16 protein-coding genes and 3 rRNA genes are annotated in these 24,550 nt (G+C 69.1%); 9 read left to right on the top strand and 10 right to left on the bottom strand.

Annotated elements, in window-relative coordinates; all coding sequences use genetic code 11:
* Positions 1-6 precede the first annotated feature (6 nt).
* Positions 7-2,427, bottom strand: a complete 2,421-nt coding sequence (locus OEIGOIKO_RS17805) for a protein kinase domain-containing protein (protein ID WP_125054900.1) — start codon at positions 2,425-2,427, stop codon at positions 7-9.
* A gap of 173 nt (positions 2,428-2,600) precedes the next feature.
* On the opposite strand from OEIGOIKO_RS17805, the gene OEIGOIKO_RS17800 reads away from it, so the two are divergent.
* A complete protein-coding gene (locus tag OEIGOIKO_RS17800) occupies positions 2,601-3,005 on the top strand; it encodes an SH3 domain-containing protein (protein WP_125054899.1) in 405 nt (134 codons plus the stop codon).
* Positions 3,006-3,092: 87 nt separating this feature from the next.
* Here the strand turns inward: OEIGOIKO_RS17800 and OEIGOIKO_RS17795 are convergent, their stop codons facing one another.
* Entirely contained in the window at positions 3,093-3,617 is a 525-nt protein-coding gene (locus tag OEIGOIKO_RS17795; protein WP_125054898.1) for a hypothetical protein, read from the bottom strand.
* Positions 3,618-3,941: 324 nt separating this feature from the next.
* Between OEIGOIKO_RS17795 and OEIGOIKO_RS17790 the strand changes: the two genes are divergently transcribed.
* Positions 3,942-4,469: a hypothetical protein gene (locus OEIGOIKO_RS17790; RefSeq protein WP_125054897.1), complete on the top strand. Its 528-nt coding sequence runs from the start codon at positions 3,942-3,944 to the stop codon at positions 4,467-4,469.
* A gap of 44 nt (positions 4,470-4,513) precedes the next feature.
* Here the strand turns inward: OEIGOIKO_RS17790 and OEIGOIKO_RS17785 are convergent, their stop codons facing one another.
* From OEIGOIKO_RS17785 to OEIGOIKO_RS17770, 4 genes are all read right to left on the bottom strand, one after another.
* Positions 4,514-4,999, bottom strand: coding sequence for a nuclear transport factor 2 family protein (locus tag OEIGOIKO_RS17785; protein ID WP_125054896.1), 486 nt, complete (start codon positions 4,997-4,999; stop codon positions 4,514-4,516).
* Between the two features lie 97 nt (positions 5,000-5,096).
* Entirely contained in the window at positions 5,097-6,515 is a 1,419-nt protein-coding gene (locus tag OEIGOIKO_RS17780; RefSeq protein WP_125054895.1) for a M1 family metallopeptidase, read from the bottom strand.
* Between the two features lie 91 nt (positions 6,516-6,606).
* Positions 6,607-8,241, bottom strand: a complete 1,635-nt coding sequence (locus OEIGOIKO_RS17775; RefSeq protein WP_246177388.1) for a SulP family inorganic anion transporter — start codon at positions 8,239-8,241, stop codon at positions 6,607-6,609.
* Positions 8,242-8,566: 325 nt separating this feature from the next.
* On the bottom strand, positions 8,567-8,956 hold the full coding sequence (locus OEIGOIKO_RS17770; protein ID WP_125054894.1) for a hypothetical protein: 390 nt from the start codon (positions 8,954-8,956) through the stop codon (positions 8,567-8,569).
* A 201-nt stretch (positions 8,957-9,157) separates the two neighbouring features.
* Here OEIGOIKO_RS17770 and OEIGOIKO_RS17765 point away from each other — a divergent pair, with 201 nt between their 5' ends.
* From OEIGOIKO_RS17765 to proC, 3 genes are all read left to right on the top strand, one after another.
* On the top strand, positions 9,158-10,156 hold the full coding sequence (locus OEIGOIKO_RS17765; RefSeq protein WP_125054893.1) for an ABC transporter ATP-binding protein: 999 nt from the start codon (positions 9,158-9,160) through the stop codon (positions 10,154-10,156).
* On the top strand, positions 10,153-10,971 hold the full coding sequence (locus OEIGOIKO_RS17760) for an ABC transporter permease (RefSeq protein ID WP_125054892.1): 819 nt from the start codon (positions 10,153-10,155) through the stop codon (positions 10,969-10,971). Before OEIGOIKO_RS17765 ends, OEIGOIKO_RS17760 begins: the two co-directional genes overlap by 4 nt.
* 635 nt (positions 10,972-11,606) lie before the next feature.
* Positions 11,607-12,416 carry a pyrroline-5-carboxylate reductase gene (gene proC, locus OEIGOIKO_RS17755; protein ID WP_125054891.1) on the top strand — a complete coding sequence of 270 codons (810 nt, stop codon included), beginning with the start codon at positions 11,607-11,609 and terminating at the stop codon, positions 12,414-12,416.
* 170 nt (positions 12,417-12,586) lie between these two features.
* Here proC and trpS read toward each other — a convergent pair whose 3' ends face one another.
* On the bottom strand, positions 12,587-13,591 hold the full coding sequence (gene trpS, locus OEIGOIKO_RS17750; protein WP_125054890.1) for a tryptophan--tRNA ligase: 1,005 nt from the start codon (positions 13,589-13,591) through the stop codon (positions 12,587-12,589).
* A 945-nt stretch (positions 13,592-14,536) separates the two neighbouring features.
* Between trpS and OEIGOIKO_RS17745 the strand changes: the two genes are divergently transcribed.
* The 3 genes from OEIGOIKO_RS17745 (at position 14,537) to rrf (ending at position 19,684) form a co-directional block, all read left to right on the top strand.
* Positions 14,537-16,065: ribosomal RNA gene (locus OEIGOIKO_RS17745) — 16S ribosomal RNA — on the top strand.
* A 304-nt stretch (positions 16,066-16,369) separates the two neighbouring features.
* Positions 16,370-19,491: ribosomal RNA gene (locus OEIGOIKO_RS17740) — 23S ribosomal RNA — on the top strand.
* A 76-nt stretch (positions 19,492-19,567) separates the two neighbouring features.
* Positions 19,568-19,684: ribosomal RNA gene (gene rrf / locus OEIGOIKO_RS17735) — 5S ribosomal RNA — on the top strand.
* The 16S, 23S and 5S rRNA genes sit together here, the layout of an rRNA operon.
* 72 nt (positions 19,685-19,756) lie before the next feature.
* Here the strand turns inward: rrf and OEIGOIKO_RS17730 are convergent.
* Positions 19,757-20,530: a DUF6796 family protein gene (locus OEIGOIKO_RS17730; RefSeq protein ID WP_125054889.1), complete on the bottom strand. Its 774-nt coding sequence runs from the start codon at positions 20,528-20,530 to the stop codon at positions 19,757-19,759.
* Between the two features lie 117 nt (positions 20,531-20,647).
* Between OEIGOIKO_RS17730 and OEIGOIKO_RS17725 the strand changes: the two genes are divergently transcribed.
* A complete protein-coding gene (locus tag OEIGOIKO_RS17725; RefSeq protein ID WP_125054888.1) occupies positions 20,648-21,190 on the top strand; it encodes a GNAT family N-acetyltransferase in 543 nt (180 codons plus the stop codon).
* Between the two features lie 70 nt (positions 21,191-21,260).
* Here OEIGOIKO_RS17725 and OEIGOIKO_RS17720 read toward each other — a convergent pair whose 3' ends face one another.
* Both OEIGOIKO_RS17720 and OEIGOIKO_RS17715 read right to left on the bottom strand, forming a co-directional pair.
* Positions 21,261-22,961, bottom strand: coding sequence for a type IV secretory system conjugative DNA transfer family protein (locus tag OEIGOIKO_RS17720; RefSeq protein ID WP_125058760.1), 1,701 nt, complete (start codon positions 22,959-22,961; stop codon positions 21,261-21,263).
* Positions 22,962-23,125: 164 nt separating this feature from the next.
* Positions 23,126-24,550: an ATP-binding protein gene (locus OEIGOIKO_RS17715; RefSeq protein WP_125058759.1), complete on the bottom strand. Its 1,425-nt coding sequence runs from the start codon at positions 24,548-24,550 to the stop codon at positions 23,126-23,128.

Here is a 24,550-nt window from a genome sequence, read left to right as displayed (position 1 = left end):
CCCGCCTCACCAGCGGGCGGGGTTCTCCGCGTTGGCGGCGAACACCGAGCCGTCCGGAGCCGCCGCGTAGATCCGCCCGCCCCGCGGGTCCGGCAGCGGCGCGGGCAGCTTCTCCAGGTAGCCGCTGCGGCCGGTGGCCAGCCTGGGCGGCGTCTGGCCGAGCAGCGCGCCGCGCCGGGTGTCCACGGCCAGCAGCCGGCCGTCGGCACCGGTGAAGTACAGCCGCTCGTCCTTCGGGTCGAGCACCGGCACCGACCCCCGGCTCACCGAGGTCTCCACGCTCCACCGCCGGTCACCGACGGCCTGGAGCGTGCCGCCGGTGGTGGCGAGCACGTAGATCGTCTCGCCGCGCACCACGCCCGCCGCGTCGTCGACCGGCGCGTCCAGCGGGAGGCGGCGCACCCGGTGGGTCGCCGGGTCGTAGCGGACGACGGCCGACGTACGGGTGACGAGCAGCGGGTCGGCGGCGGTCAGGTAGAGCGAGCCGGACGCGCCCGTACCGGCCGGGGTGAGCGAGCCGGGCAGCCGGCGTTCCCAGCGTAGGGAGCCGCGCACCGGGTCGATCGCGGTGACGACGGTGGAGGTGCCGTCGGCCGAGACGGTGGCGGCGTACGCCGTACGGCCGTCCCCGTACGCGGTGAACTGGCCCAGCGGCTGGGCCGGGAACCGGTGGTGCCAGCGCTCCCGGTGGGTGGCGCTGTCCAGGGCGGTGATCATGCCGTCCGGGGCGGTCAGCAGAATCGTCCCGCCCACGAACCGGACCTCGGCGTCGTACCCGCTCAGGTCCTTGCTCCAGCGCACCGCGCCCTGCCCCGCGGCCGACGGGTCCAGCGCGTCCAGCCGCTTGCCGTCCGGCGACCGTACGTGGAGCAGCCCGCCCGAGAACACCGGCGCGCCGGGCGGAATGTCGCTCTTGCGGACCGGCTCGCCCGGCCGCCGCCACGTCACCGCGCCGTGTTCCGCGTCCACCCGCGCGGCCTTCAGCCCCCGCTCGACGCAGAACAGCGCGGAAGCGCCGTACGCACAGAACGGCATCTCGGCCGGGTGGCCGGCGGGCCGCTGCACGAGCTGGGTGTGCCACGGGCGGAAGGCCGCGGCGGTGGTGTCGCCGGTGCGGCCGGTGGCGCTGTCGGCGGTGTGCGTCTGAAGGGCGGGCGCGTCCTCGGTACCCAGGACCCGTACGCCCGCGAAGATGCCGGCCCCGGCGAGCACGGCGGCCACGGCGGCCCAGGCCGCCCAGCGGCGGCGGCGCGGGGCGGGGGCGGATTCCGGGGGCGCGGCGTTCCCTTTTGGGGGCTCGGCGGAATTCGCCGCCTTGCCCTCTGCGTTCCGTCCAGCCTCCGGTTCCGGTTCCGGTTTCGCTTCGGCTTCCGTTCTTTCCGGTGCTGCTGCCGCTGCCGGTTCAGCTTCCGTGCGACGGGCGGCCCGTACGTGCGTGTCCGCCGCCGCGGCATCAGCGGCCCGGGTGCCAGCGGCCCCGGCACCGGCCGCTCCGGGCCCGGCCGGCGCGGAGACGACGTGCGCGGGCTGCCGCTGCGCCGGAACCCGCGCCTCCTCGGGAGCGGGCCCGCCCGTGAGCACGCCGCCGTGGGCCTCCACGGGCCCCTCGGTGTGCAGCATCCGCATCAGCACGTCCGGAGTCGGCCGGTCGGACGGCCGCTTCGCCAGACACGTACGGATCAGCGGCGCCAGGTCCTCCGGAACCCCCGTCAGGTCCGCCTCGTCGTGCACCACCTGGTACGCGACGATGTACGGGCTCTCCGAGTCGAACGGCCCCCGCCCGGTCGCCGCGTGCACCAGCACCGACCCCAGCGCGAACACGTCCGCCGCCGGCCCCACCTCGCGCGGCCGCTGGAACTGCTCGGGCGCCATGAACGGCGGCGTACCGATCAGCTTGCCGGTCTCGGTCCGCATCTCGCTGTCCGCCGGACGCGAGATGCCGAAGTCGATGACCTTGGGCCCGTCGGCGGCGAGCAGCACGTTGCCGGGCTTGAGGTCGCGGTGCACCACGCCCGCCCGGTGGATGTCGCGCAGCGCCTCGGCCAGCCCCGCGGCCAGCCTGCGGACCTCGTCGGGAGCGAGCGGCCCGGTGCGCTTCACCTGGTCGCCTAGGGTCGGCCCGGGGATGTAGAGGGTGGCCATCCAGGGCCGCTCGGCGTCCGGGTCGGCGTCCACGACCGGCGCGGTGAACGCGCCGCTCACCCGCCGCGCCGCCGCCACCTCCTGCCGGAACCGGCCGCGGAACTCGGGATCCTGGGCGAACTCGGCGTGCACCACCTTCACCGCCAGGCGCAGCCCCGACGACGACCGCGCCAGGTGGACCACACCCATCCCGCCCGCGCCCAGGCGTGCGTCCAGGCGGTACCGGCCCGCGTACAGCGGACGTTCCGCTTCCGGGTCCGTTCCGGAACCGCGCAGCGGCGGCATCTCCCCACCCCCGTGTCCATGGGCCGCAGATGCGACGCACGGAGCCTAGTCGATGGTGCGTACGGGCCAGGTGAGGCTTGCTAGCGTGCGCGGTGAACCGGCGCCGCCGTGACCCGCGTACGGGCCGGCCGGACCGTTCGTCCACACGGAGACCGTCCAACGGGGGAGTCCGCATGACCAGCACACCGGAGAACACCGCCGGCACCGCCGCGCGCACCACGGCAGACACGTCCGCGAGCACCGTCGCGGACGAGGCCGCGGTGGTCGCGGAGGCGGAGGCCGTCACCGAGGCCGAGGGCATCGCCGTTCAGGCGATGGCGGCGACCGCGGCCACCTACCCGGTCGCCCCCGGCTACCGCCTCAACGTCCGCAGCGGCCCCAGCAGCCGCAGCTCCCTTGTACGGCAGCTCCCGTACGGGGCGCGGGTCGCCATCCGCTGCCAGCGCAACGGCGAGCGGGTCAGCGGCCCGTACGGCACCAACGACATCTGGGACTGCATCGCCCCCGGCCAGTACGTCTCGGACACCTACGTCCGCACCGGCAGCGACGGCTTCGTGGCACCGCGCTGCGCGAACTGAACGGGCCGGGCCGCGGCGTGCCGTGTCCGGCCCGGCACGCCGCGGCAGCCGCGGCCCGGCCGGACGCCGCCCCGCCGGTACCGCATCTCAGCCGGCGGCCTGCCGGAGCTTCTCCGCCGCCTGGGCCGTGACCGACTCCACCAGACCGCCGTCGTCACCGGTGACCCCGGGGAACGTGACGACGGTGACGCTGGTGCCGACCCGGATCACGATCTCGTCGAACCGGTTGCCGCCCACCCGCAGACGGACGCCCACCGACTCGTCCCCGCGCCGCGGCGCGCTCAGCACCCCGTAGCTCACCGCGTACGGGCCCGCCTTCGCCGTCGCGCACGCCCGCCGCAACTGCCTGACCTGTTCGAGCTGCTGCCCGGCACCCCGCACGTCCGGGTACGCCTTGACCTCGAACATCAGGGAGGACCGGGCCATGCCGTTCTCCATCGTCCGGCTGACGACGGCGCTCGGCCGTACGGCGCGGAACGAGTCGGCGACCACCCGGTCGCACGCCGCGTCCCCCTTCAGGTCCTGAACACCGTGGTCGTCCTTCTCCACCGCGGGCGACAGATCTTCCTCCGCCACCGACCAGCCCACCGGCAGATCGATGGTCGAGAGCATCGCCCGGGCCACCTGCGCTCCCGTCAGAGGGCGCGGCTCCGCGGATGTCCCACCGGCATCCGGCGTCCCTCCGACTGCGGGGTGGCCGCCGACGGCCGTGGGGCGGGCGCCGGCGGTGGCGCCTCCCGCAGCCCCCGGCGCAGCGTCACCGCACCCCGCAACGGCGACCGCCAGCAGGGACAGCGCCCCGACCGCCGCGATCTGCCGCCTCGCCGTACCCCGTGCCGCATATCGCCTGCGCATCCCGCGCCTTCCCCCGATTGGCATGTACAGGCGGATGCTACCGACCGTTCCGCGCTGGGCTCACCGGGGATAATCGACCCCATGAGCGACGAGACACGTCCCACCCCGGACCGGTCCGGCCCCGAGCCGGCCGAGATCCGCTTCTTCGGGACGACCTGGGTGCACCACGACGGCGGCTACGGCCTGCGCCGGGCCGGCGCCGCCATCGGCTCCCTGGCGCTCGCCGCAGCAGGCGCGCTGGTGCTGCGCTTCGCCTTCCAGGGCCTGGAGATCGCCGAGGTCGGCTCGTTCCTCAACATCCTGATCGTGGCCTGCTTCGCCATCTGCAGCGCAGTAGCCTTCCGCCGCACCTGGGACCGCCTGACCCGCCCCGCCACCGACCCGGCCCCCGACCGCCCGGCCGACCGCTCCGCCCAGAGCCTGCTGCTCATCGGCTTCATCGGCTCTCTCCTCGCCTACTTCTGCCGCAGCCTCGTCGAGGCACCGGGGGAAGGGGTACGGCGCGCCGAGTACGAGGCGGAACGCGAACGCTACGAGCGTCGCCGCAACGCCCGCACGGGCAACCCGGCGGCCAAGAAGGCGACGAAGGCGAAGAAGAAGCGCGGGTAACGACCGCCCGGCGATTCACGTCCGGGGCCGCGACCGCGACCGCCTCACTCCCCGGGCGCGCAGGCCGCGGCGATCGCCAGGCTGTCCTCGTAGACGTGGTGCCGTACGATCTCGCCGCCCTCGACGGTGAACCGCAGCGCGAACGGCGACCGGAAGGGCTTGCCGGTGGCCCGCACCGTCCCCCAGAGCTGCCCGGTCAGCACGGCCTCCGGCCCCGAGATCACCAGCGCGTCGACCGACGCGCCGCCCGCGCCCGCGACGGTGTGCTCGCGCAGCTCGCGCCAGTGCGCCGCGACGTCGTCCCGCGTCGCGCGCGGCCGCAGCCACGGCACCGCCGGGTTGTCGGCGCACATCCAGTCGACCCGCTCCCCGTAGTGCGCGGCGATGCGCTCGGGAGTGGCCGCGGGATCCGCGACCGTGGCGAGGTAGGCGTCGACGACTGCGGCGGTGTCAGGAGCTTCGGCGGCGTCAGGGGCTTCGGCGGTGGCGACGGTGGCGACGGTGACGACGCGGGCATCAGTGCTGGTCATGCCGATGATGATGCGGGCCGCCCCGGCCTCCGTCGATTACTTCCGAGGTAATGGGGCGGTGGGGCGGTGAGGTGATGCCGACCGGGCCGCCGCTCCCTCAGTACTCCCAGTCCGGCTTCCCGTCCCCGAACAGCCAGTCGTCGAAGAGATCCGCCAGATCAACCTCCGTACGGTCCTGACAGAAGTCGATGAACTGCTGGGTGTCGGCGTTGCCGTGCCGGTGCTCGGCGGGCCAGTCCTTGAGGATCGCGAAGAAGTCCTTGTCGCCGACGGCCTTCCGGAGCTGCTGGAGGACCATGCCGCCGCGCTTGTAGACGGGCTCGCCGGTCACGTTCTCCGCGGTGCCCGGGTCGCCGGGCGGGAAGGCCCAGATGTTCTCGTCGTCCTCGTCGTCCTCGGCGGTCTTGTACAGCTCGTCGAACTGCTGCTGCGCCGTACGGCCGCCCTTGTCCTCCTCCCACAGCCACTCGGCGTACTGCGCGAACCCTTCGTTGAGCCAGATGTCCTTCCACGTCTTCGGCGTCACCGAGTCGCCGAACCACTGGTGCGCGGTCTCGTGCACGACCGTGCCCTCGTCCGGCGCCCCCGCGTAGACCGGCTTGGTCTGCGTCTCCAGCGCGCCCCAGTCGACCCGCTCGGGCGTGTGGTCGACGATGGCCCCGGCGGAGGAGAACGGATACGGGCCGAACCGTTTCACCGACCAGTCGAGGATCTCGTCCAGCTTGCCCAGCGGCCCGGCGCTCTCCTTGGCCTCCGCCGGGTCCACCGCCGTGTAGACGGGCAGCCCGCCCTTCGTGCGGGACTCCGCGACGGTGAACTTCCCGATCGTCGCGGTGGCGAGGTAGGAGGCCATCGGCTCGGCGTTGTGCCACTCGAAGGTGGTCCGGCCCTTGGCGCTCCTGCGGCCGCGCAGCTCGCCGTTGGCGACGGCGGTGTACCCGTCCGGCACGGTGATCTTGAAGTCGTACGCGGCCTTGTCGCCGGGGTGATTGTTGCCGGGGAACCACGTCATGGACCCGGCCGGCTGCCCCGCGACGAACGCCCCGTCCTCCGTACGGACCCAGCCCTCGGTCGCGCCGTCCGCGTCCGTCATCTCCTCGGGCGCGCCGTCGTACTCGACCGTCGTACGGAACGTGGCGCCCTTCTTGACCGTCGCGGGCGGGCGGACCGTCAGCTTGTGGCCCTTGCGGGAGAACTCGGCGGTCTCGCCGTCCACCCGCACGCCGTGCACCTTCATCCCCTGGAGGTCCAGCTGGAAGGAGGCGAGGTCGGCCTGCGCGGTGGCGCTGATCTCGGCGGTGGCGTCCAGCGTGCCGCCGCGTACGTCGTAGTCGAGGGCGAGACCGTAGTGCCCGACCTGGTACCCGCCGTTGCCGAGGGCGGGGAAGAGCGGGTCGTGCACACTGCCCGCGCCCTGCGTGCCGTCCAGCCGCGTCGCGCTCGTACAGGAGGACAGCAGCAGGGCGACGGAGAGCGCGGCGGTCGCACCGCAGGAGCGGAGAGGCCGGCGGATCACGGGGCTCCTAGGGTCGTAGGACGGTGGATCAAGCTCCATGACCCTACGGCCCTTTGGCCCCGCAACGCCGCTCCCTTCCGTTTAATGGCGCTTATCGACCCTTATGTCCTGGATGGGGGAGTGGGGAGGAGAGGGCGGGAGTAGGGGTGGTGGTGGCTTCGGTGGCTGCGGTGGTGGTGGCTGCGGTGGTGGCGGTGGCTGCGGTGGTGGCGACGGTGACCGTGGTGGTGGGGGTGGGGGTGGTGGCGGTGGCGGTGACGGCGATCGGATCGGGATCGTCCGGCCGCCGCCGCTCCGCCCAGTTGCCCAGCGCCGCCGCGCAGGCGCGGTCGAGGTGCCGCAGCCCGGAGAGGTCCAGGATCACGTCACGGTCGGGCGGCAGCGCTTCCAGCTGGTCCAGCAGCCTGGGCAGCCGCAGAAAGGTGGCGTTCCCCAGCGCGCGTACGCGAACGGGCCCGCCCCCGGGCCCGCCGTCCTCCAGGCCCGACACCTCCAGATGCGCGTGCGAGGTCTCCCACGCGGACTTCGCGACCGCCATCAGCAACCCGATGAGGACCCCCTCGAACATGTTGGTCACCACGATCGCCACCGCCGTCCCCACGAGCACCACGGCCTCCCCCCGATGCTCACGCCACAAGGGCCCCAGGTCCCGTACGGGAATGAGCTTGCAGCCCGCATGCACGAGCACCCCGGCCAGCGCCGCCAGCGGCACGACACCCAGCGCCGCCGGGAACGCCGCCGCGAACAGCAGCAGCCACGCACCGTGCAGCACCCGCGACGCCTTCGTACGAGCCCCCGCCCGCACATTCGCGGCGCTGCGCACGATCACCGCGGTCATCGGCAGCGCACCGAGCAGCCCGCACACCGCGTTGCCCGCCCCCTGCGCCATCAGCTCCTTGTCGTAGTCCGTACGCGGTCCGTCGTGCAGCCGGTCCACAGCGGCCGCGCTGAACAGCGACTCGGCCGACGCGATCAGCGCGAACGCGAGCACGGTGCCGACCGCGCCGACCCCCGCCAGCTGCCCGAAGTCCGCCCCGTCCGGCGGCTGCACGGCCGACAGCAGCCCCGTGACCTCCACTCGGGCCACCGGCAGACCGAGAACGGCGACGGTGACGGTGGCCAGCGCCACGGCCGCGAGCGGAGCCGGCAGTACGCGCGCCGCGCGCTTCCACCGGGGCCACAGCACCAGTACGGCGATGGTGCCGACACCGACCGCCGAGGCCGTCAGCGCCTGGTCCGACCAGATCGTGTCGGCCGCCAGCTCCGGCAGCCCGCCGAGATTGGCGAGCCCGGTGCCTGGCGGCCGGGTGTCGGTGAGCGCGTACAACTGCCCGGCGATCAGGACCAGTCCGATGCCCGCCAGCATGCCCTGGACGACGGCCACGGAGATCGCCCGGAACCAGCGCCCCAGCCGCAGCGCCCCCATGGCCAGTTGCAGCACACCGGCCGCCAGCACCAGCGCACCGAGCGCGCTCAGCCCGAACTCCTCGACCGCCTCGTACACGAGGACGGTCAGCCCGGCGGCCGGTCCGCTGACCTGGAGACTGCTGCCCGGCAGCAAGCCGGTGAGCAGGCCGCCGACGATGCCGGTGACGAGTCCGAGCTCGGCCGGGACACCGGAGGCCACGGCCACGCCGACGCACAGCGGCACGGCGACCAGGAAGACGACGAGGGAAGCGGTGAAATCCGCGCGTATGTCCGTTGTTTTCTGCAGGGACTTCTGCATGAGGGTGCCTCCAGGGCGTTGCGGCGGACCGCGCGGCGCGGATGTGCGCCGGGCGGGGTGAGTGGTGAGGGGGGAAGGACGGAGCGGACGGGTGTCCGGCGCAGCCGGGCACAGGGGCTCGCGGGCGTGGGTCGAGGGGGCGCGGGTGCAGGGGTGCGACTGCCGACGCGGTTCAACCGATGACCGACCACCGATGACCGACCACCGATGACCGACCACCGATCACGCAACGCCGGTCACTGAACGCCGATCAGTGATCATCGAACGCGGATAGCCGATCGCCGATCGCCGAACGTCCATTCGCGATCAGCAGCGGAACATGCGATCAGCAGCGGAACACGCGATGACTGATGGGAAGCTGTCCCGAACGCCTCAGAGGTGCGGCGCCACGACCGGCGACCAGGGCTGTCGCGTCCGGTCCGGCGGCCGGCCGGACGGCGGGGTCGTTTGCGCCCCTGCTCTGGTCCCCGGGGCGGGAGGTCGGTATGCCGGTCGCGGACCGTGCGGCGCGGCCGGTGGGGCAGCGTTCGCCCGCGGTTTCCGCCGGGCCGCCGTCCTCGTACGCGTACGCGTACGGTGCGGCCAGGCCGACGGTCTGCGTCCCCGCCCTGCCGCCGGCTCCGGCCCCGGCCCCGGCCACCCGCCCGTACGCACCCTCGGAACCGACCGGGAACGCCAGCAGCGCCGCCAAGAGGAACAGCAGCACGCGGCGCATGGCGTCGGCCCCCCTCCTCCCGCTGGTTGGACACTCACCTTCAGTGTGTCCAAAGCGGCATGACTTCGACCGAGTCGCTGTGTAACCGTCATGTAAACGCTGAGTTATCGAACAGGAGTGGTCGATTCCGTGCACTCCGGCGGCCGCCGGAGCACGCCTCGCCCCCTTGACGCGCCGTGTCGCGGGCGCGATATTCACCACATGATGAATTATGGTCGAGGCCGCCCCGCCCCGACCCAGCCCACCCGGACCGCTCCCGCAGAGACCACCCCCGTAGGAGCCACCCCCGTAGGAGCCACCCCCGCCGGGGCCTTCCCCGCCGGGACCTTCCCCTCCGGGACCGCCGCCGTCCGGGCCCGCGCCCTCACGGTCGTACGCGGTCGCCGCACCGTCCTGGACCACCTCGACTTCGACGTCCCGCCCGGCCGTGTCACCGGCCTCCTCGGCCCGTCCGGCTGCGGCAAGTCCACCTTGATGCGCGCCGTCGTCGGCACCCAGGCCAAGGTGACCGGCACCCTCGACGTCCTCGGCCACCCCGCCGGCCACGCCCGCCTGCGCCCCCGCATCGGGTACGTCACCCAGTCACCCGCGATCTACGACGACCTCACCGTCCGCCAGAACCTCGACTACTTCGCCGCGGTGCTGCGCCCCGGCCGCGCCGCCCGGGCCGAGCGCCGGGAAAGCGTGCGCCGCGCCGTCGAGGACGTCGATCTCGCCCCGCACGCCGACGACCTCGCAGGCAACCTCTCCGGCGGGCAGCGCAGCCGCGTCTCCCTGGCCGTCGCCCTCCTCGGAACCCCGGAACTCCTCGTCCTCGACGAACCGACCGTCGGCCTCGACCCCGTACTCCGCCGCGACCTGTGGCAGCTCTTCCACCGCCTCGCCGCCGACCGCGGCACCACACTCCTCGTCTCCTCCCACGTCATGGACGAGGCCGAGCGCTGCCACCGGCTGCTCCTGATGCGCGAGGGCCGCATCCTCGCCGAGGACACCCCCGACGCGCTGCGAACCCGTACGGGCACCACCACCGTCGAAGAGGCATTCCTCCACCTGGTGGACACAGCCACAACCACCACCCTCACCCCACCCACCGCCCGCACCCCACCCACCGACCGCACCCCGCCCACCCCGGCGCCCTGCCCTCCGGACCCCACTCCATCCGCCGCCCCGGAACCCCGCCGCCCGGAGCCCACCCCATGACCCGCACCCCGTCACAGTCCACGCACCCCCGCCCCCGCCCCCGCCCCAGCCCCAGCCCTCATCCCAGCCCCAGCCCCCGCTCAGGGGCCCGAGTCCTGGCCACCGCCGCCCGGGTACTGCACCAACTCCGCCACGATCCGCGCACCATCGCCCTGATGCTGCTCGTCCCCTGCGTGATGATCGCGCTGCTCCGTTACGTCTTCGACGCGCATCCCCGTACGTTCGACAGCGTCGGCGCCTCGCTCCTCGGCATCTTTCCGATGATCACGATGTTCCTGGTGACCTCCATCGCCACCCTCCGCGAACGCACCTCGGGCACCCTCGAACGCCTCCTCGCCATGCCCCTGTCCAAGGCCGACCTCCTCGGCGGCTACGCCCTGGCCTTCGGCGCCCTCGCCGTCGTCCAGTCCGCCCTCGCCACCGCCCTGTCCGTCTGGCTGCTGGACCTGGACATCACCGGCTCTCCCTGGCTGCTCCTCCTGGTCGCCGTCCTGGACGCCCTCCTCGGCACCGCCCTCGGCCTCTTCGTCTCGGCCTTCGCCTCGACCGAATTCCAGGCCGTCCAGTTCATGCCGGCCGTCCTGATGCCCCAACTCCTGCTGTGCGGCCTCTTCGCCCCACGCGACGCTATGCAGCCGGCCCTCGAAGCGGTCTCCGCCGCCCTCCCGATGTCCTACGCGGTCGACGCCATGTCCGAGATCCTCACCCACCCCGCCCTCACCACCATGTTCCTCCGCGACATCCTCATCACCACCACCTTCACCCTCCTCACTCTCACCCTCACCACCCCCACCCTCCCCCGCCGAACCCCCTGACCCAGTCCCTCCCATCCACCTCCCTCGGCGCGACCTCCCGGGCTGCCCATGCGACCCGCCCCAGCGACACCGCGCCCACACCCGTCCAGCTACGTACTCCCCCTCACCCAAACCGCGCCCACCCAGACTCACCCCAACTCCAGGCCTCCACCCCAGTCACCTCGGGCCCGCCCGTCTGCACCCGGCCCCCAGCCATGCCAAACCCGCCCGTCTGCACCCGGCCCCCAGCCGTTTCAGGCCCGTCCGTCTCCACCCGGCCCCCAGCCATTTCAGGCCCGTCCGTCTCCACCCGGCCCCCAGCCATTTCAAGCCCGTCCGTCTCCCACCCGACCTCAGCCATTTCAAGCCCGTCCGGCGATTGAGGACGAGCCCGCCGGGCGATCACGGCGTCCAACAACCGCACCGCCCGCACCCACCCCCACTCCCGCCCCCACCCCACCTCCCTGCCCCATGGCCCGCAACGTGGACGCCCCCCACCTCCCACCCCCGCACGATGCGAGGATGACCAGCAGGGCAACGCAGCCCCGCCCACCGCCCGGCCGCCAAGGCCAAGACCAAGACCAAGGTCAGGGCCAAGGCCAGGGCCAAGCCCACCCCATACCCCCATCAGCCCCACCGGCGAGGTGAACCGCACCATGACCCAGAAGGTCGCCGTACTCGGCACCGGAAAAATCGGCGAAGCCCTCCTCAGCGGCATGATCCGAGGCGGCTGGGCCCCCGCCGACCTCATGGTCACCGCCCGCCGCCCCGAACGCGCCGACCAGCTCCGCACCCGCTACGGCGTCACCCCCGTCTCCAACGCGGAGGCCGCCAAGGCCGCGGACACGCTGATCCTCACCGTCAAGCCGCAGGACATGGGCACCCTCCTCGCGGAGCTGGCCCCGCACACCCCCGCCGACCGCCTGGTCATCAGCGGCGCCGCCGGCATCCCCACCGCCTTCTTCGAGGAGCGGCTGCCCGACGCCACCCCCGTCGTACGGGTCATGACGAACACCCCCGCCCTGGTCGACGAGGCGATGTCCGTCATCTCGGCCGGCACCCACGCCACCGCGGCCCACCTCACCCGCGCCGAGGAAATCTTCGCCACGGTCGGCAAGACGCTGCGGGTCCCGGAGTCCCAGCAGGACGCCGCGACCGCCCTTTCCGGCTCGGGCCCGGCGTACTTCTACTTTCTAGTCGAGGCGATGACCGACGCCGGCATCCTGCTCGGTCTGCCGCGCGACAAGGCGCACGACCTGATCGTGCAGGCGGCGATCGGCGCGGCGACCATGCTCAGGGACAGCGGCGAGCACCCGGTCACCCTCCGCGAGAACGTGACCTCGCCCGCCGGCACCACCATCAACGCCATCCGCGAACTGGAGAACCACGGCGTGCGCGCGGCCTTGATCGCCGCCCTCGAAGCGGCCCGCGACCGCAGCCGCGAACTCGCCTCGGGCAACGGCTGACCCGCCGCCCGCCCTCGCTGGCCCCCGGCCCCCGCCCCCCCCGGGCCCGGACCCCGGGGGCCGAAACCCCGGGGCCGTGGCCACCGCCGCAAACAACACCCGCAACCCCCACCCCAACACCCACAACGGTGGCCACCTCACCCCCCTCTCACGCCGCTGACCGACCCCTCTCACACCGCCGGCATCAACCCCACCGCCCGATACGCCGCATCCACCCGCGGCCGCGCGATCGCCCGGGCCCGCTCGGCCCCGTCCCGCAGGACGGAGTCCACGTACTCCGGATCCTTCACCAGCTCCGCGTGCCGTTCCCGCACCGGCCGCAGCAGTTCCACCACCGCCTCCGCCGTGTCCTTCTTGAGCGCGCCGTACGAGTCGTACTCACCCGCCAGTTCCGCGGGCTCACCCGCACCGCACGCGGCAAGGACGTCCAGCAGGTTGGCCACCCCGGGCCGCTCGGCCCGGTCGTACACGACGTCCGACCCGGTGTCCGTCACGGCCCGCATCACCTTCTTGCGCACCACGTCCGGCTCGTCGAGCAGATAGACGATGCCCGAGGTGCGGGCGTGCGACTTCCCCATCTTCGACGTCGGCTCCTGGAGGTCCATCACGCGCGCGGCCACCTTCGGCACCGTCGCCTTCGGCACCACGAACGTCTGCCCGTAGCGCTGGTTGAACCGCACCGCCAGGTCCCGCGTCAGCTCCACGTGCTGCGCCTGGTCCTCACCCACCGGCACTTCGCCGGTCCCGTACGCGAGGATGTCGGCGGCCATCAGGGCCGGATACGTCAGCAGCGACAGCCGCACACTCCCGCCCCGGGCCCGCTCCCGCTCGGTCTTCTCCTTGTACTGGATCATGCGCCGCATCTCACCGTCGGACGCCGTGCACTCCATCAGGTAGGCCAGTCGCGTGTGCTCGTCGACATGGCTCTGCACGAACACCGTGCAGAGCCGCGGATCGAGCCCCACCGCCAGCAACAACGTGGCGGCCTGCCGACTGAGCCTTCGCACCCGCGCCGGATCGTGCTCCACGGTCAGCGCGTGCAGGTCCACGACGCAGAACAGCGCGTCCGCCCGGTGCTGGTCCTCGTCCGCCCACCCGCGCAGCGCGCCGAGGTAGTTCCCCAGGGTCAGGTGCCCTGTCGGCTTCACACCACTGAAGATCCGTGTCCGCGTCATCTCTCTCGTCTCCCGAACTACTGGTTCCGGGACCGCCGCGCCCACCGGCCGGCTGCGAGGAGATACGCGAAACGGCCGCCGGGTACGGCGGCCGTTGTCTGCATGCACTGGGGGCGGCCGCCGTCAGGCGGGCCACCACTGCTGTACGAGTGCACGCGTCGTCATGGGTGCCACGGTACGCCCGGATCCGCCTCCTGGCACGGGTTTGAAGCGCCCCAACCCCTCGTGTAGGGTTCTCCGAGTTGCCACGGAGCCGACAGGCCTCCACGGCAGCCCCTCACGCCGACTGGCGGCACCATCACCACTGCACGACTCCCGAACGGGAAGAATTTCGCATGCCGAAATTCCGACCACTGACTCGATTATGCGTCACCGGGAAAAGGCACTAAAGTAGTGATCACGCCGGAAGGCGCGAACAACCCCCTTCGACGGGGAATCGGATTCACTTTCGAACCGACCAGCTTCCTTCACCGGAAGCCCGGAACGAAAAGCGGATCTGATAGAGTCGGAAAGGCCGAAAAGCGAAAGCCGGACGGCCGCCCCGCTCCAGCAGGGAGCCGGAAACGGAAAGCGGAAACGCCGAACGGATCTGGTAAGGTTGGAACCGCGAAGAAGCCGAAAGGCCGAAACGCACCGGCGGAAATCAGGACCGCGAGGATCTGATAGAGTCGGAAACGCAAGACCGAAGGGAAGCGCCCGGAGAGCCTGGTGAAACAGGCACAAAGGAAGCGTCCGTTCCTTGAGAACTCAACAGCGTGCCAAAAGTCAACGCCAGATATGTTGATACCCCGTCCACCGGCACACGCCGGAGGATGAGGTTCCTTTGAAAAGTCCACCAGCATCCGAGCGGTGCGGGTGGCACACACAGCGAGGACGCTGTGAACGGGAAGCCTATTCCGCTTCCTGTTCCGCTCTCGTGTGTGTTGACCCGATTACGGGTAAACATTCACGGAGAGTTTGATCCTGGCTCAGGACGAACGCTGGCGGCGTGCTTAACACATGCAAGTCGAACGATGAACCTCCTTCGGGAGGGGATTAGTGGCGAACGGGTGAGTAACACGTGGGCAATCTGCCCTGCACTCTGGGACAAGCCCTGGAAACGGGGTCTAATACCGGATACGACACGGGATCGCATGATCTCCGTGTGGAAAGCTCCGGCGGTGCAGGATGAGCCCGCGGCCTATCAGCTTGTTGGTGGGGTAATGGCCTACCAAGGCGACGACGGGTAGCCGGCCTGAGAGGGCGACCGGCCACACTGGGACTGAGACACGGCCCAGACTCCTACGGGAGGCAGCAGTGGGGAATATTGCACAATGGGCGCAAGCCTGATGCAGCGACGCCGCGTGAGGGATGACGGCCTTCGGGTTGTAAACCTCTTTCAGCAGGGAAGAAGCGCAAGTGACGGTACCTGCAGAAGAAGCGCCGGCTAACTACGTGCCAGCAGCCGCGGTAATACGTAGGGCGCAAGCGTTGTCCGGAATTATTGGGCGTAAAGAGCTCGTAGGCGGCTTGTCACGTCGGATGTGAAAGCCCGGGGCTTAACCCCGGGTCTGCATTCGATACGGGCAGGCTAGAGTTCGGTAGGGGAGATCGGAATTCCTGGTGTAGCGGTGAAATGCGCAGATATCAGGAGGAACACCGGTGGCGAAGGCGGATCTCTGGGCCGATACTGACGCTGAGGAGCGAAAGCGTGGGGAGCGAACAGGATTAGATACCCTGGTAGTCCACGCCGTAAACGTTGGGAACTAGGTGTGGGCGACATTCCACGTCGTCCGTGCCGCAGCTAACGCATTAAGTTCCCCGCCTGGGGAGTACGGCCGCAAGGCTAAAACTCAAAGGAATTGACGGGGGCCCGCACAAGCGGCGGAGCATGTGGCTTAATTCGACGCAACGCGAAGAACCTTACCAAGGCTTGACATACACCGGAAAACCCTGGAGACAGGGTCCCCCTTGTGGTCGGTGTACAGGTGGTGCATGGCTGTCGTCAGCTCGTGTCGTGAGATGTTGGGTTAAGTCCCGCAACGAGCGCAACCCTTGTTCTGTGTTGCCAGCATGCCCTTCGGGGTGATGGGGACTCACAGGAGACTGCCGGGGTCAACTCGGAGGAAGGTGGGGACGACGTCAAGTCATCATGCCCCTTATGTCTTGGGCTGCACACGTGCTACAATGGCCGGTACAATGAGCTGCGATACCGCGAGGTGGAGCGAATCTCAAAAAGCCGGTCTCAGTTCGGATTGGGGTCTGCAACTCGACCCCATGAAGTCGGAGTCGCTAGTAATCGCAGATCAGCATTGCTGCGGTGAATACGTTCCCGGGCCTTGTACACACCGCCCGTCACGTCACGAAAGTCGGTAACACCCGAAGCCGGTGGCCCAACCCCTTGTGGGAGGGAATCGTCGAAGGTGGGACTGGCGATTGGGACGAAGTCGTAACAAGGTAGCCGTACCGGAAGGTGCGGCTGGATCACCTCCTTTCTAAGGAGCACTTCTTACCAAGCCTGGCTTGGTCAGAGGCCAGAACATCGGCGAATGTCCGGTGCTGGTTGCTCATGGGTGGAACGTTGACTACTCGGCACACTCGGTTGATGGATCGTTAGTACTGCTTCGGCGTGGAACGTGATCGGTCGGCTGGTTGTGTCGGGCACGCTGTTGGGTGTCTGAGGGCACGGACCAAGGGTCTGTACCTTCAAACGTCGGCCCCGGTAAAGGCCTGCTTCGGCGGGTTGTGACGGGTGGCTGGTCGTTGCTTGAGAACTGCACAGTGGACGCGAGCATCTGTGGCCAAGTTTTTAAGGGCGCACGGTGGATGCCTTGGCACCAGGAACCGATGAAGGACGTGGGAGGCCACGATAGGCCCCGGGGAGCTGTCAACCGAGCTTTGATCCGGGGGTGTCCGAATGGGGAAACCCGGCAGTCGTCATGGGCTGTCACCCATACCTGAACACATAGGGTATGTGGAGGGAACGCGGGGAAGTGAAACATCTCAGTACCCGCAGGAAGAGAAAACAACCGTGATTCCGGGAGTAGTGGCGAGCGAAACTGGATGAGGCCAAACCGTATTGGTGTGATACCCGGCAGGGGTTGCCAGTGCGGGGTTGTGGGATCTCTTTTCTGCAGTCTGCCGGCTGTGGGACGAGTCAGAAACCGTTGATGTAGGCGAAGGACATGCGAAAGGTCCGGCGTAGAGGGTAAGACCCCCGTAGCTGAAACGTCAGCGGCTCGTTTAAGAGACACCCAAGTAGCACGGGGCCCGTGAAATCCCGTGTGAATCTGGCGGGACCACCCGCTAAGCCTAAATATTCCCTGGTGACCGATAGCGGATAGTACCGTGAGGGAATGGTGAAAAGTACCGCGGGAGCGGAGTGAAATAGTACCTGAAACCGTGTGCCTACAAGCCGTGGGAGCGTCGCTATGCAGCTTGCTGCATAGTCGTGACTGCGTGCCTTTTGAAGAATGAGCCTGCGAGTTTGCGGTATGTTGCGAGGTTAACCCGTGTGGGGAAGCCGTAGCGAAAGCGAGTCCGAAGAGGGCGTTCAGTAGCGTGCCCAAGACCCGAAGCGGAGTGATCTAGCCATGGGCAGGTTGAAGCGGAGGTAAGACTTCGTGGAGGACCGAACCCACCAGGGTTGAAAACCTGGGGGATGACCTGTGGTTAGGGGTGAAAGGCCAATCAAACTCCGTGATAGCTGGTTCTCCCCGAAATGCATTTAGGTGCAGCGTCGTGTGTTTCTTGCCGGAGGTAGAGCACTGGATAGGCGATGGGCCCTACCGGGTTACTGACCTTAGCCAAACTCCGAATGCCGGTAAGTGAGAGCGCGGCAGTGAGACTGTGGGGGATAAGCTCCATGGTCGAGAGGGAAACAGCCCAGAGCATCGACTAAGGCCCCTAAGCGTGTGCTAAGTGGGAAAGGATGTGGAGTCGCAGAGACAACCAGGAGGTTGGCTTAGAAGCAGCCATCCTTGAAAGAGTGCGTAATAGCTCACTGGTCAAGTGATTCCGCGCCGACAATGTAGCGGGGCTCAAGCACACCGCCGAAGTCGTGTCATTGCAGTATGTACTCCTAACGGGGACTGTGATGGGTAGGGGAGCGTCGTGTGCCGGGTGAAGCAGCACCGGAAGGTAGTTGTGGACGGTTCACGAGTGAGAATGCAGGCATGAGTAGCGATACACACGTGGGAAACGTGTGCGCCGATTGACTAAGGGTTCCTGGGTCAAGCTGATCTGCCCAGGGTAAGTCGGGACCTAAGGCGAGGCCGACAGGCGTAGTCGATGGACAACCGGTTGATATTCCGGTACCCGCTTTGAAGCGCCAAACATCGAATCAGGCGATGCTAAGTCCGTGAAGCCGCCCTGAGCTCTTCGGAGCGTAGGGGAGTGGTGGAGCCGACGAACCAGACTTGTAGTAGGTGAGTGATGGGGTGACGCAGGAAGGTAGTCCAGCCCGGGCGGTGGTTGTCCCGGGGTAAGGGTGTAGCCCGTGCGGTAGGCAAATCCGTCGCACGTTAAGGGTGAGACCTGATGCCGAGCCGATTGTGGTGAAGTGGATGATCCTATGCTGTCGAGAAAAGCCTCTAGCGAGTTTCATGGCGGCCCGTACCCTAAACCGACTCAGGTGGTCAGGTAGAGAATACCGAGGCGTTCGGGTGAACTATGGTTAAGGAACTCGGCAAAATGCCCCCGTAACTTCGGGAGAAGGGGGGCCATTGCTGGTGATGAGTCTTGCACTCTGAGCTGGTGGTGGCCGCAGAGACCAGCGAGAAGCGACTGTTTACTAAAAACACAGGTCCGTGCGAAGCCGTAAGGCGATGTATACGGACTGACGCCTGCCCGGTGCTGGAACGTTAAGGGGACCGGTTAGCTCTGTTTCGACAGGGCGAAGCTGAGAACTTAAGCGCCAGTAAACGGCGGTGGTAACTATAACCATCCTAAGGTAGCGAAATTCCTTGTCGGGTAAGTTCCGACCTGCACGAATGGCGTAACGACTTCTCGACTGTCTCAACCATAGGCCCGGTGAAATTGCACTACGAGTAAAGATGCTCGTTTCGCGCAGCAGGACGGAAAGACCCCGGGACCTTTACTATAGCTTGATATTGGTGTTCGGTTCGGCTTGTGTAGGATAGGTGGGAGACTGTGAACTCGTCACGCCAGTGGCGGGGGAGTCGTTGTTGAAATACCACTCTGGTCGTGCTGGATGTCTAACCTGGGTCCGTGATCCGGATCAGGGACAGTGTCTGGTGGGTAGTTTAACTGGGGCGGTTGCCTCCTAAAGAGTAACGGAGGCGCCCAAAGGTTCCCTCAGCCTGGTTGGCAATCAGGTGTTGAGTGTAAGTGCACAAGGGAGCTTGACTGTGAGACTGACGGGTCGAGCAGGTACGAAAGTAGGGACTAGTGATCCGGCGGTGGCTTGTGGAAGCGCCGTCGCTCAACGGATAAAAGGTACCCCGGGGATAACAGGCTGATCTTCCCCAAGAGTCCATATCGACGGGATGGTTTGGCACCTCGATGTCGGCTCGTCGCATCCTGGGGCTGGAGTCGGTCCCAAGGGTTGGGCTGTTCGCCCATTAAAGCGGTACGCGAGCTGGGTTTAGAACGTCGTGAGACAGTTCGGTCCCTATCCGCTGTGCGCGTAGGAGTCTTGAGAAGGGCTGTCCCTAGTACGAGAGGACCGGGACGGACGAACCTCTGGTGTGCCAGTTGTCCTGCCAAGGGCATGGCTGGTTGGCTACGTTCGGAAAGGATAACCGCTGAAAGCATCTAAGCGGGAAGCCTGCTTCGAGATGAGGGCTCCCTCCTCCTTGAGAGGGTAAGGCTCCCAGTAGACGACTGGGTTGATAGGCCAGATATGGAAGCCCGGTAACGGGTGGAGTTGACTGGTACTAATAGGCCGAGGGCTTGTCCTCAGTTGCTCGCGTCCACTGTGTTAGTTCTGAAGTAACGAACTCGCCTTGTCGGCTGGAGTTGTTATCTTCATAGTGTTTCGGTGGTCATAGCGTTAGGGAAACGCCCGGTTACATTTCGAACCCGGAAGCTAAGCCTTTCAGCGCCGATGGTACTGCAGGGGGGACCCTGTGGGAGAGTAGGACGCCGCCGAACAATTTTTCAGCTCCGGTCCCTGAACCTCTGGTTCAGGGACCGGAGCTTTTTTGCGTTCCCGCATAACGCGCGTCAGCCGGCCTTCCTTCTCCAGAACACCGCGGTGGTGAGGGAGAAGAGCAGCAGGTTGGCGATGCTCAGGGCAGCTCCTTGGAGGGCCGTACCCACGGTGCCGGGCCAGAGCTTGGTGACGAGAGTGCCGATGAGGGTGCAGACCAGCGGGTTCGCGATGCACATCCAGCGGGGCAAGGCCGTACCGCCGCGGAGGACGAGGACGGCCAGCCAGACGGAGCCGACGCCCCAGAGGGCCAGGAGTACCGCGTACGGGATGAAGAGCACCGTGGCGAGGTCGCCCGGAAGAGTGGTCAGTGCGGCGGAGTCGGCGCCGGACTCGTGCACCGCCTTCGCGGCCTGGCCCCAGTAGAAGAACGAGCCGTGGGCGAAGGGGGCGAGCGCGTAGCCGGCCGTCAGGAGGAGGAAGGGCGCCAGGGCGAGCCGGCGGGGCTGCGGGAGAAGAGCGTGGCGGAAGTGGTGGCAGGCGTAGAGATAGAGCGGCCCGGTCAGGACGCCGAGCAGGGCTCCCCAGGCCAGGCGGGTGGTGGAGGCGGGGAGCATCGCGGCCAGGGAGTCGCGGGCCATGCCGTCGTAGGAATGCAGGATCGGGTACTGGTCCGGCGACCCCATGGGCTTGCCGAGCAGGAGGATGTCGCCGACGAGCCAGGCCGCGGAGGCCAGGATTCCGGCGAGGCCGGCCAGGCGGAGGGCGGGAAGGCTGCCGGTGTGCGGGATGAGGGGCGCGGCCGCGGACGCCGGGTCGGAGTCGGGAAGGGACGTGGCTCGGGGCAAGGTGGTGCCTCCACGAGTAGCGCATTAGTTAGGTGAGGCTAGCCTAACTGGCAAGTGCGGTGTGGGAGGGGAGAATTACGTGTGGCCAGAGGGGCGGGCGGCTGGGATGCTGGGCCGATGGGGTATCTGATCAGGCCGGTCAAGGCGGACGAGTGGAAGCGGCTCAGGGAACTCCGGCTGGCGGCGCTCTCCGATCCGGTGGCGCGCATCGCCTTCAACGAGTCCTTCGAGAAGGTCGCGGCCTACCCGGACGAGGTGTGGCAGCGGCGGGCGGCGCGCAGTGACGAGGACCGGGATCCGCTGACGTTCGTCGGCGAGGCGCCGGACGGCAGTTGGGGCGGCATGGTCGTCGTGCTCGTCGAGCAGGAGGGCGCGGACGAGCGGGGTGGCGAGGCGCCGTGGGCGCACATCGTCGGGGTGTACGTACGTCCGGAGCACCGCGGTACGGGGCTGGTGCGCGATCTGTTCGCGGCCGCCGTGGAATGGGCGTGGAGCCGGTCCGGGCCGGCGGTGGAGCGGGTGCGGCTCTGGGTGCACCAGGAGAACGATCGCGCGGCGGCCCTCTACCGGTCGCTGGGTTTCGTCGAGACCGGCCGGACGATGGCCGATCCCAAGGACGAGGCCGCCGTCGAGCACGAGATGGCGCTGGAGCGCGCGTAGCCTGGCGCAGGTCAGCAGGTCAGCAGGTCAGCAGGTCAGCAGGTCAGCAGGTCAGCAGGCCGGCCGCCGGTCAGGTCGGGAGCGGGGTGTGGGGCCAGCGGGCGCGAGCCTGTTCCTGGGAGCGCATCGTGACCAGCGTCAACAGCCCCTGGGCGCGGCCGGTTTCGAGCAGGCCGGGCAGGGTGGGGAACGGCGCCAGCGCCGCGATGTCATCCAGGACGAGGGTGAGTGGTGGGTCGAGCCGACCGGCGGATGACCGTTCGGCCATGCGGCGGCCGCGCTCGACCACGTTGGAGAGGAGTGCGACGAGCAGTGGCATCGCACCCGGAGTGGTTCGCGGATCCTCGATGGATTCCCCTACCACGTAGAGTGTTCCCCCTTCGTCGATGAAAGATTCGAGAAGGAGGGCATCGGTTCGCGCCGGATTGCAGGCGTCCCGGATGTGGATCGAGGCCAGCGACGTGAGGGTGCGGGAGACCAACTCCTGAGCCATCTCACGGCGTTCCGCGTGCGCGGTCAGTACGGACTCCAGCTCGCCCGCCTGGCCCGCCGAGGCTTTCTGGTTCGTGCGCAGGATGCGTACGGGCTCGTGCGCGGCGCCCTTGGTGTGGGCCCAGCGGTGCAGTTGACGGAAAGGCCGCCCATCCACGGCGGCGGCGTGCAGCCAGCAGCGCAGCAGGGTCGTCGCGGCGTCGGCCACCGCGGAGTCGAGGGTGCTGGAGGGGCGTACGGGGGCGAGGAGCGCGGCCGCGCGGGCCGCGGCGGTGGCGATGTCCTCGCAGCCGGACGTCGGCGACCAGCGCATCCGGGCCGGGGTGTCCAGGAGGTGCTGCGGGTCGTAGGTCAGCAGCGGGCCCAGTTTGGCGCGGCCGTCCTTGGTGTCGGCCCAGAGGGCGGGGTCGGTGGTGGCCACGACGAGCGGGCCTTCGGCGGCTGCGACGGCGGCCGCGGCGAGCGCGCCGGCCTGACGGCGGTCGGCGCCGTAGTGGACGGCCGACGTGGGGGCGGGGAGGTGAGTGGGGGGAATGGTGGGGGTGGTGGGAACGGCTGGAGTGACTGGGGTGGTTGGGGTGGTTGGGATTGGGGTGCCTGCGGGGGCGGGGGCGGGGGTGGGGATCGGGACGGACGCTACGGGCGCTCCCGAAGCCGTCGGCGCTGCGGATTCCGAGGCCGGTGGTGCGGCAGTCTCCGAGGCCAGTAGTGGCGTTGCGGGGGTCGCGTAGAGCGGTGCTGCGCTGGGCGTAGGTGCGGGGGAAGGGGCGGCAGCCGTGGGCCGGCCGTTCGTAGCTTCCGGTCCGCCCTGTACGGGGGCTTTGGCGGTCCCGGCCGGCCCGGCGGCCTCGGTAGCCTCGTACGTCTGAGCGGCTCCACCCGTCCCGGCGACCCTGGCCGCCCCAGCAGCCCCTTCCCGCCCGACGGCCCCGGCGCTTCCGTCCCACCCGGCTGTCTTGCCCACCGCGCGCCGATTGGCCCGCACAGTCCGGTAGCGGGCGATCGTCCCCAGGGCGAAGACCGTCAGGACGACGAGGACCAGCAATTCGCTGATGAGGATGCCCCAGAACAGCCCGTATCCGGAGAGCTGTGCGGCCGGGGTGTCGGGCCAGGCGGCGGCGAGGTCGTGCGGGGCGCCTATGAGGCTGCGCAGGGCCAGTGGCGTACGGGTGAAGGTCACGCCGTCCGGCCAGGCGCCGTGGGTGAAGAGTCCGGCCAGGCCGGTCGCCGTCCAGGCCAGCACGGTGAGGCCGAGGAGGAAGGCGAGGACGCCGATCAGGAGGGAGTCGGGGACACCGCGCCCCCGCCCGCCACCCGGGCCCCCGGGGCCACCCGAGCCACCCGGGCCGCCGGGACCCCCTGCGCCTCCCGAGCCGCCCTGCGGGCCCGCACCACCGTGCCCGTACCCGTACCCGTGCCCGTCCCCGTTCCCGTATGCCCGCGTCACGCCACCGTCTCGCTCGACTCGTCCCGGAACTGCCGCTGCATCGCCAGCGCTTCGGCCCGTGCCTCGGCCTCCGCGTCCGCCGCCCGCCCGATCGCGAGCGCTTCCTCCGTCAGCGTCGCGGAGCTCTCGGTCATCGCCCGGTCGGTGTAGACCAGCGGCCGTTCCGCCTCGGTGATCAGGTGTTTGACGACCTGGACGTTGCCGTTGACGTCCCACACCGCGATGCCGGGGGTGAGCGTCGGGATGATCTCGACGGCCCAGCGCGGCAGGCCCAGGACGGCGCCGGTGGCCCGGGCCTCGTCGGTCTTCTGGGCGTAGATCGTGCGGGTGGAGGCCATCTTCAGGATCGCGGCGGCTTCCTTGGCGGCGGCGCCGTCCACCACGTCGCTGAGATGGTGGACGACGGCGACGAAGGACAGGCCCAGGCGGCGGCCGAACTTCAGCAGCCGCTGGAAGAGCTGGGCGACGAACGGCGAGTTGATGATGTGCCAGGCCTCCTCGACGAGGAAGATCCGTTTCTTCCGGTCGGGGCGGATCCAGGTGTGCTCCAGCCAGACGCCGACGATCGCCATCAGGATCGGCATCGCGATCGAGTTGCGGTCGATGTGCGAGAGGTCGAAGACGATCAGTGGCGCGTCGAGGTCGATGCCGGCGGTGGTCGGGCCGTCGAACATGCCGCGCAGGTCGCCGTCGACCAGCCGGTCGAGCACCAGCGCCACGTCCAGGCCCCAGGCCCGTACGTCGTCTATGTCGACGTTCATGGCCTCCGCTGATTCCTCCTCCGGGTGGCGCAGTTGCTCCACGATGTCGGTGAGGACCGGCTGGCGGTTGGTGATCGTCTCGTTGACGTACGCGTGGGCCACCTTCAGCGCGAAGCCGGAGCGCTCGTCCAGGCCGCGCCCCATGGCGACCTCGATGATCGTACGGAGCAGGGCGAGCTGGCCGGTGGTGGTGATCGACGGGTCGAGGGGGTTGAGGCGGATGCCGCCGTTGAGGGCGGCGGTGGGGTCCAGGCGGATGGGGGTGATGCCGAGCTGCTCGGCGATCAGGTTCCACTCGCCGACGCCGTCCTCGCCCTGTGCGTCCAGGACGACGACCTGGCGGTCGCGGAAGCGCAGCTGGCGCAGGACGTAGGTCTTCTCCAGCGCCGACTTGCCGTTGCCGGACTCGCCGAGGACGAGCCAGTGCGGGGCCGGCAGCTGCTGGCCGTAGAGCTGGAAGGGGTCGTAGATGTAGCCCTTGCCGCTGTAGACCTCGCGGCCGATGATCACGCCGGAGTCGCCCAGGCCCGGTGCGGCGGTCGGCAGGTAGACGGCCTGGGCCTGGCCGGTGGAGGTCCGTACGGGAAGCCGCGTCGTCTCCACCTTCCCGAACAGGAAGCTGGTGAACGCCTCGGTGAGCGCTGCGAGCGGATCGAGCAT

Source organism: Streptomyces paromomycinus, from assembly GCF_003865155.1.
Lineage (GTDB): Bacteria > Actinomycetota > Actinomycetes > Streptomycetales > Streptomycetaceae > Streptomyces > Streptomyces chrestomyceticus.
The sequence above is the reverse complement of the archived record's forward strand: the minus strand, read 5'-3'. Positions and strand labels throughout refer to the sequence as shown.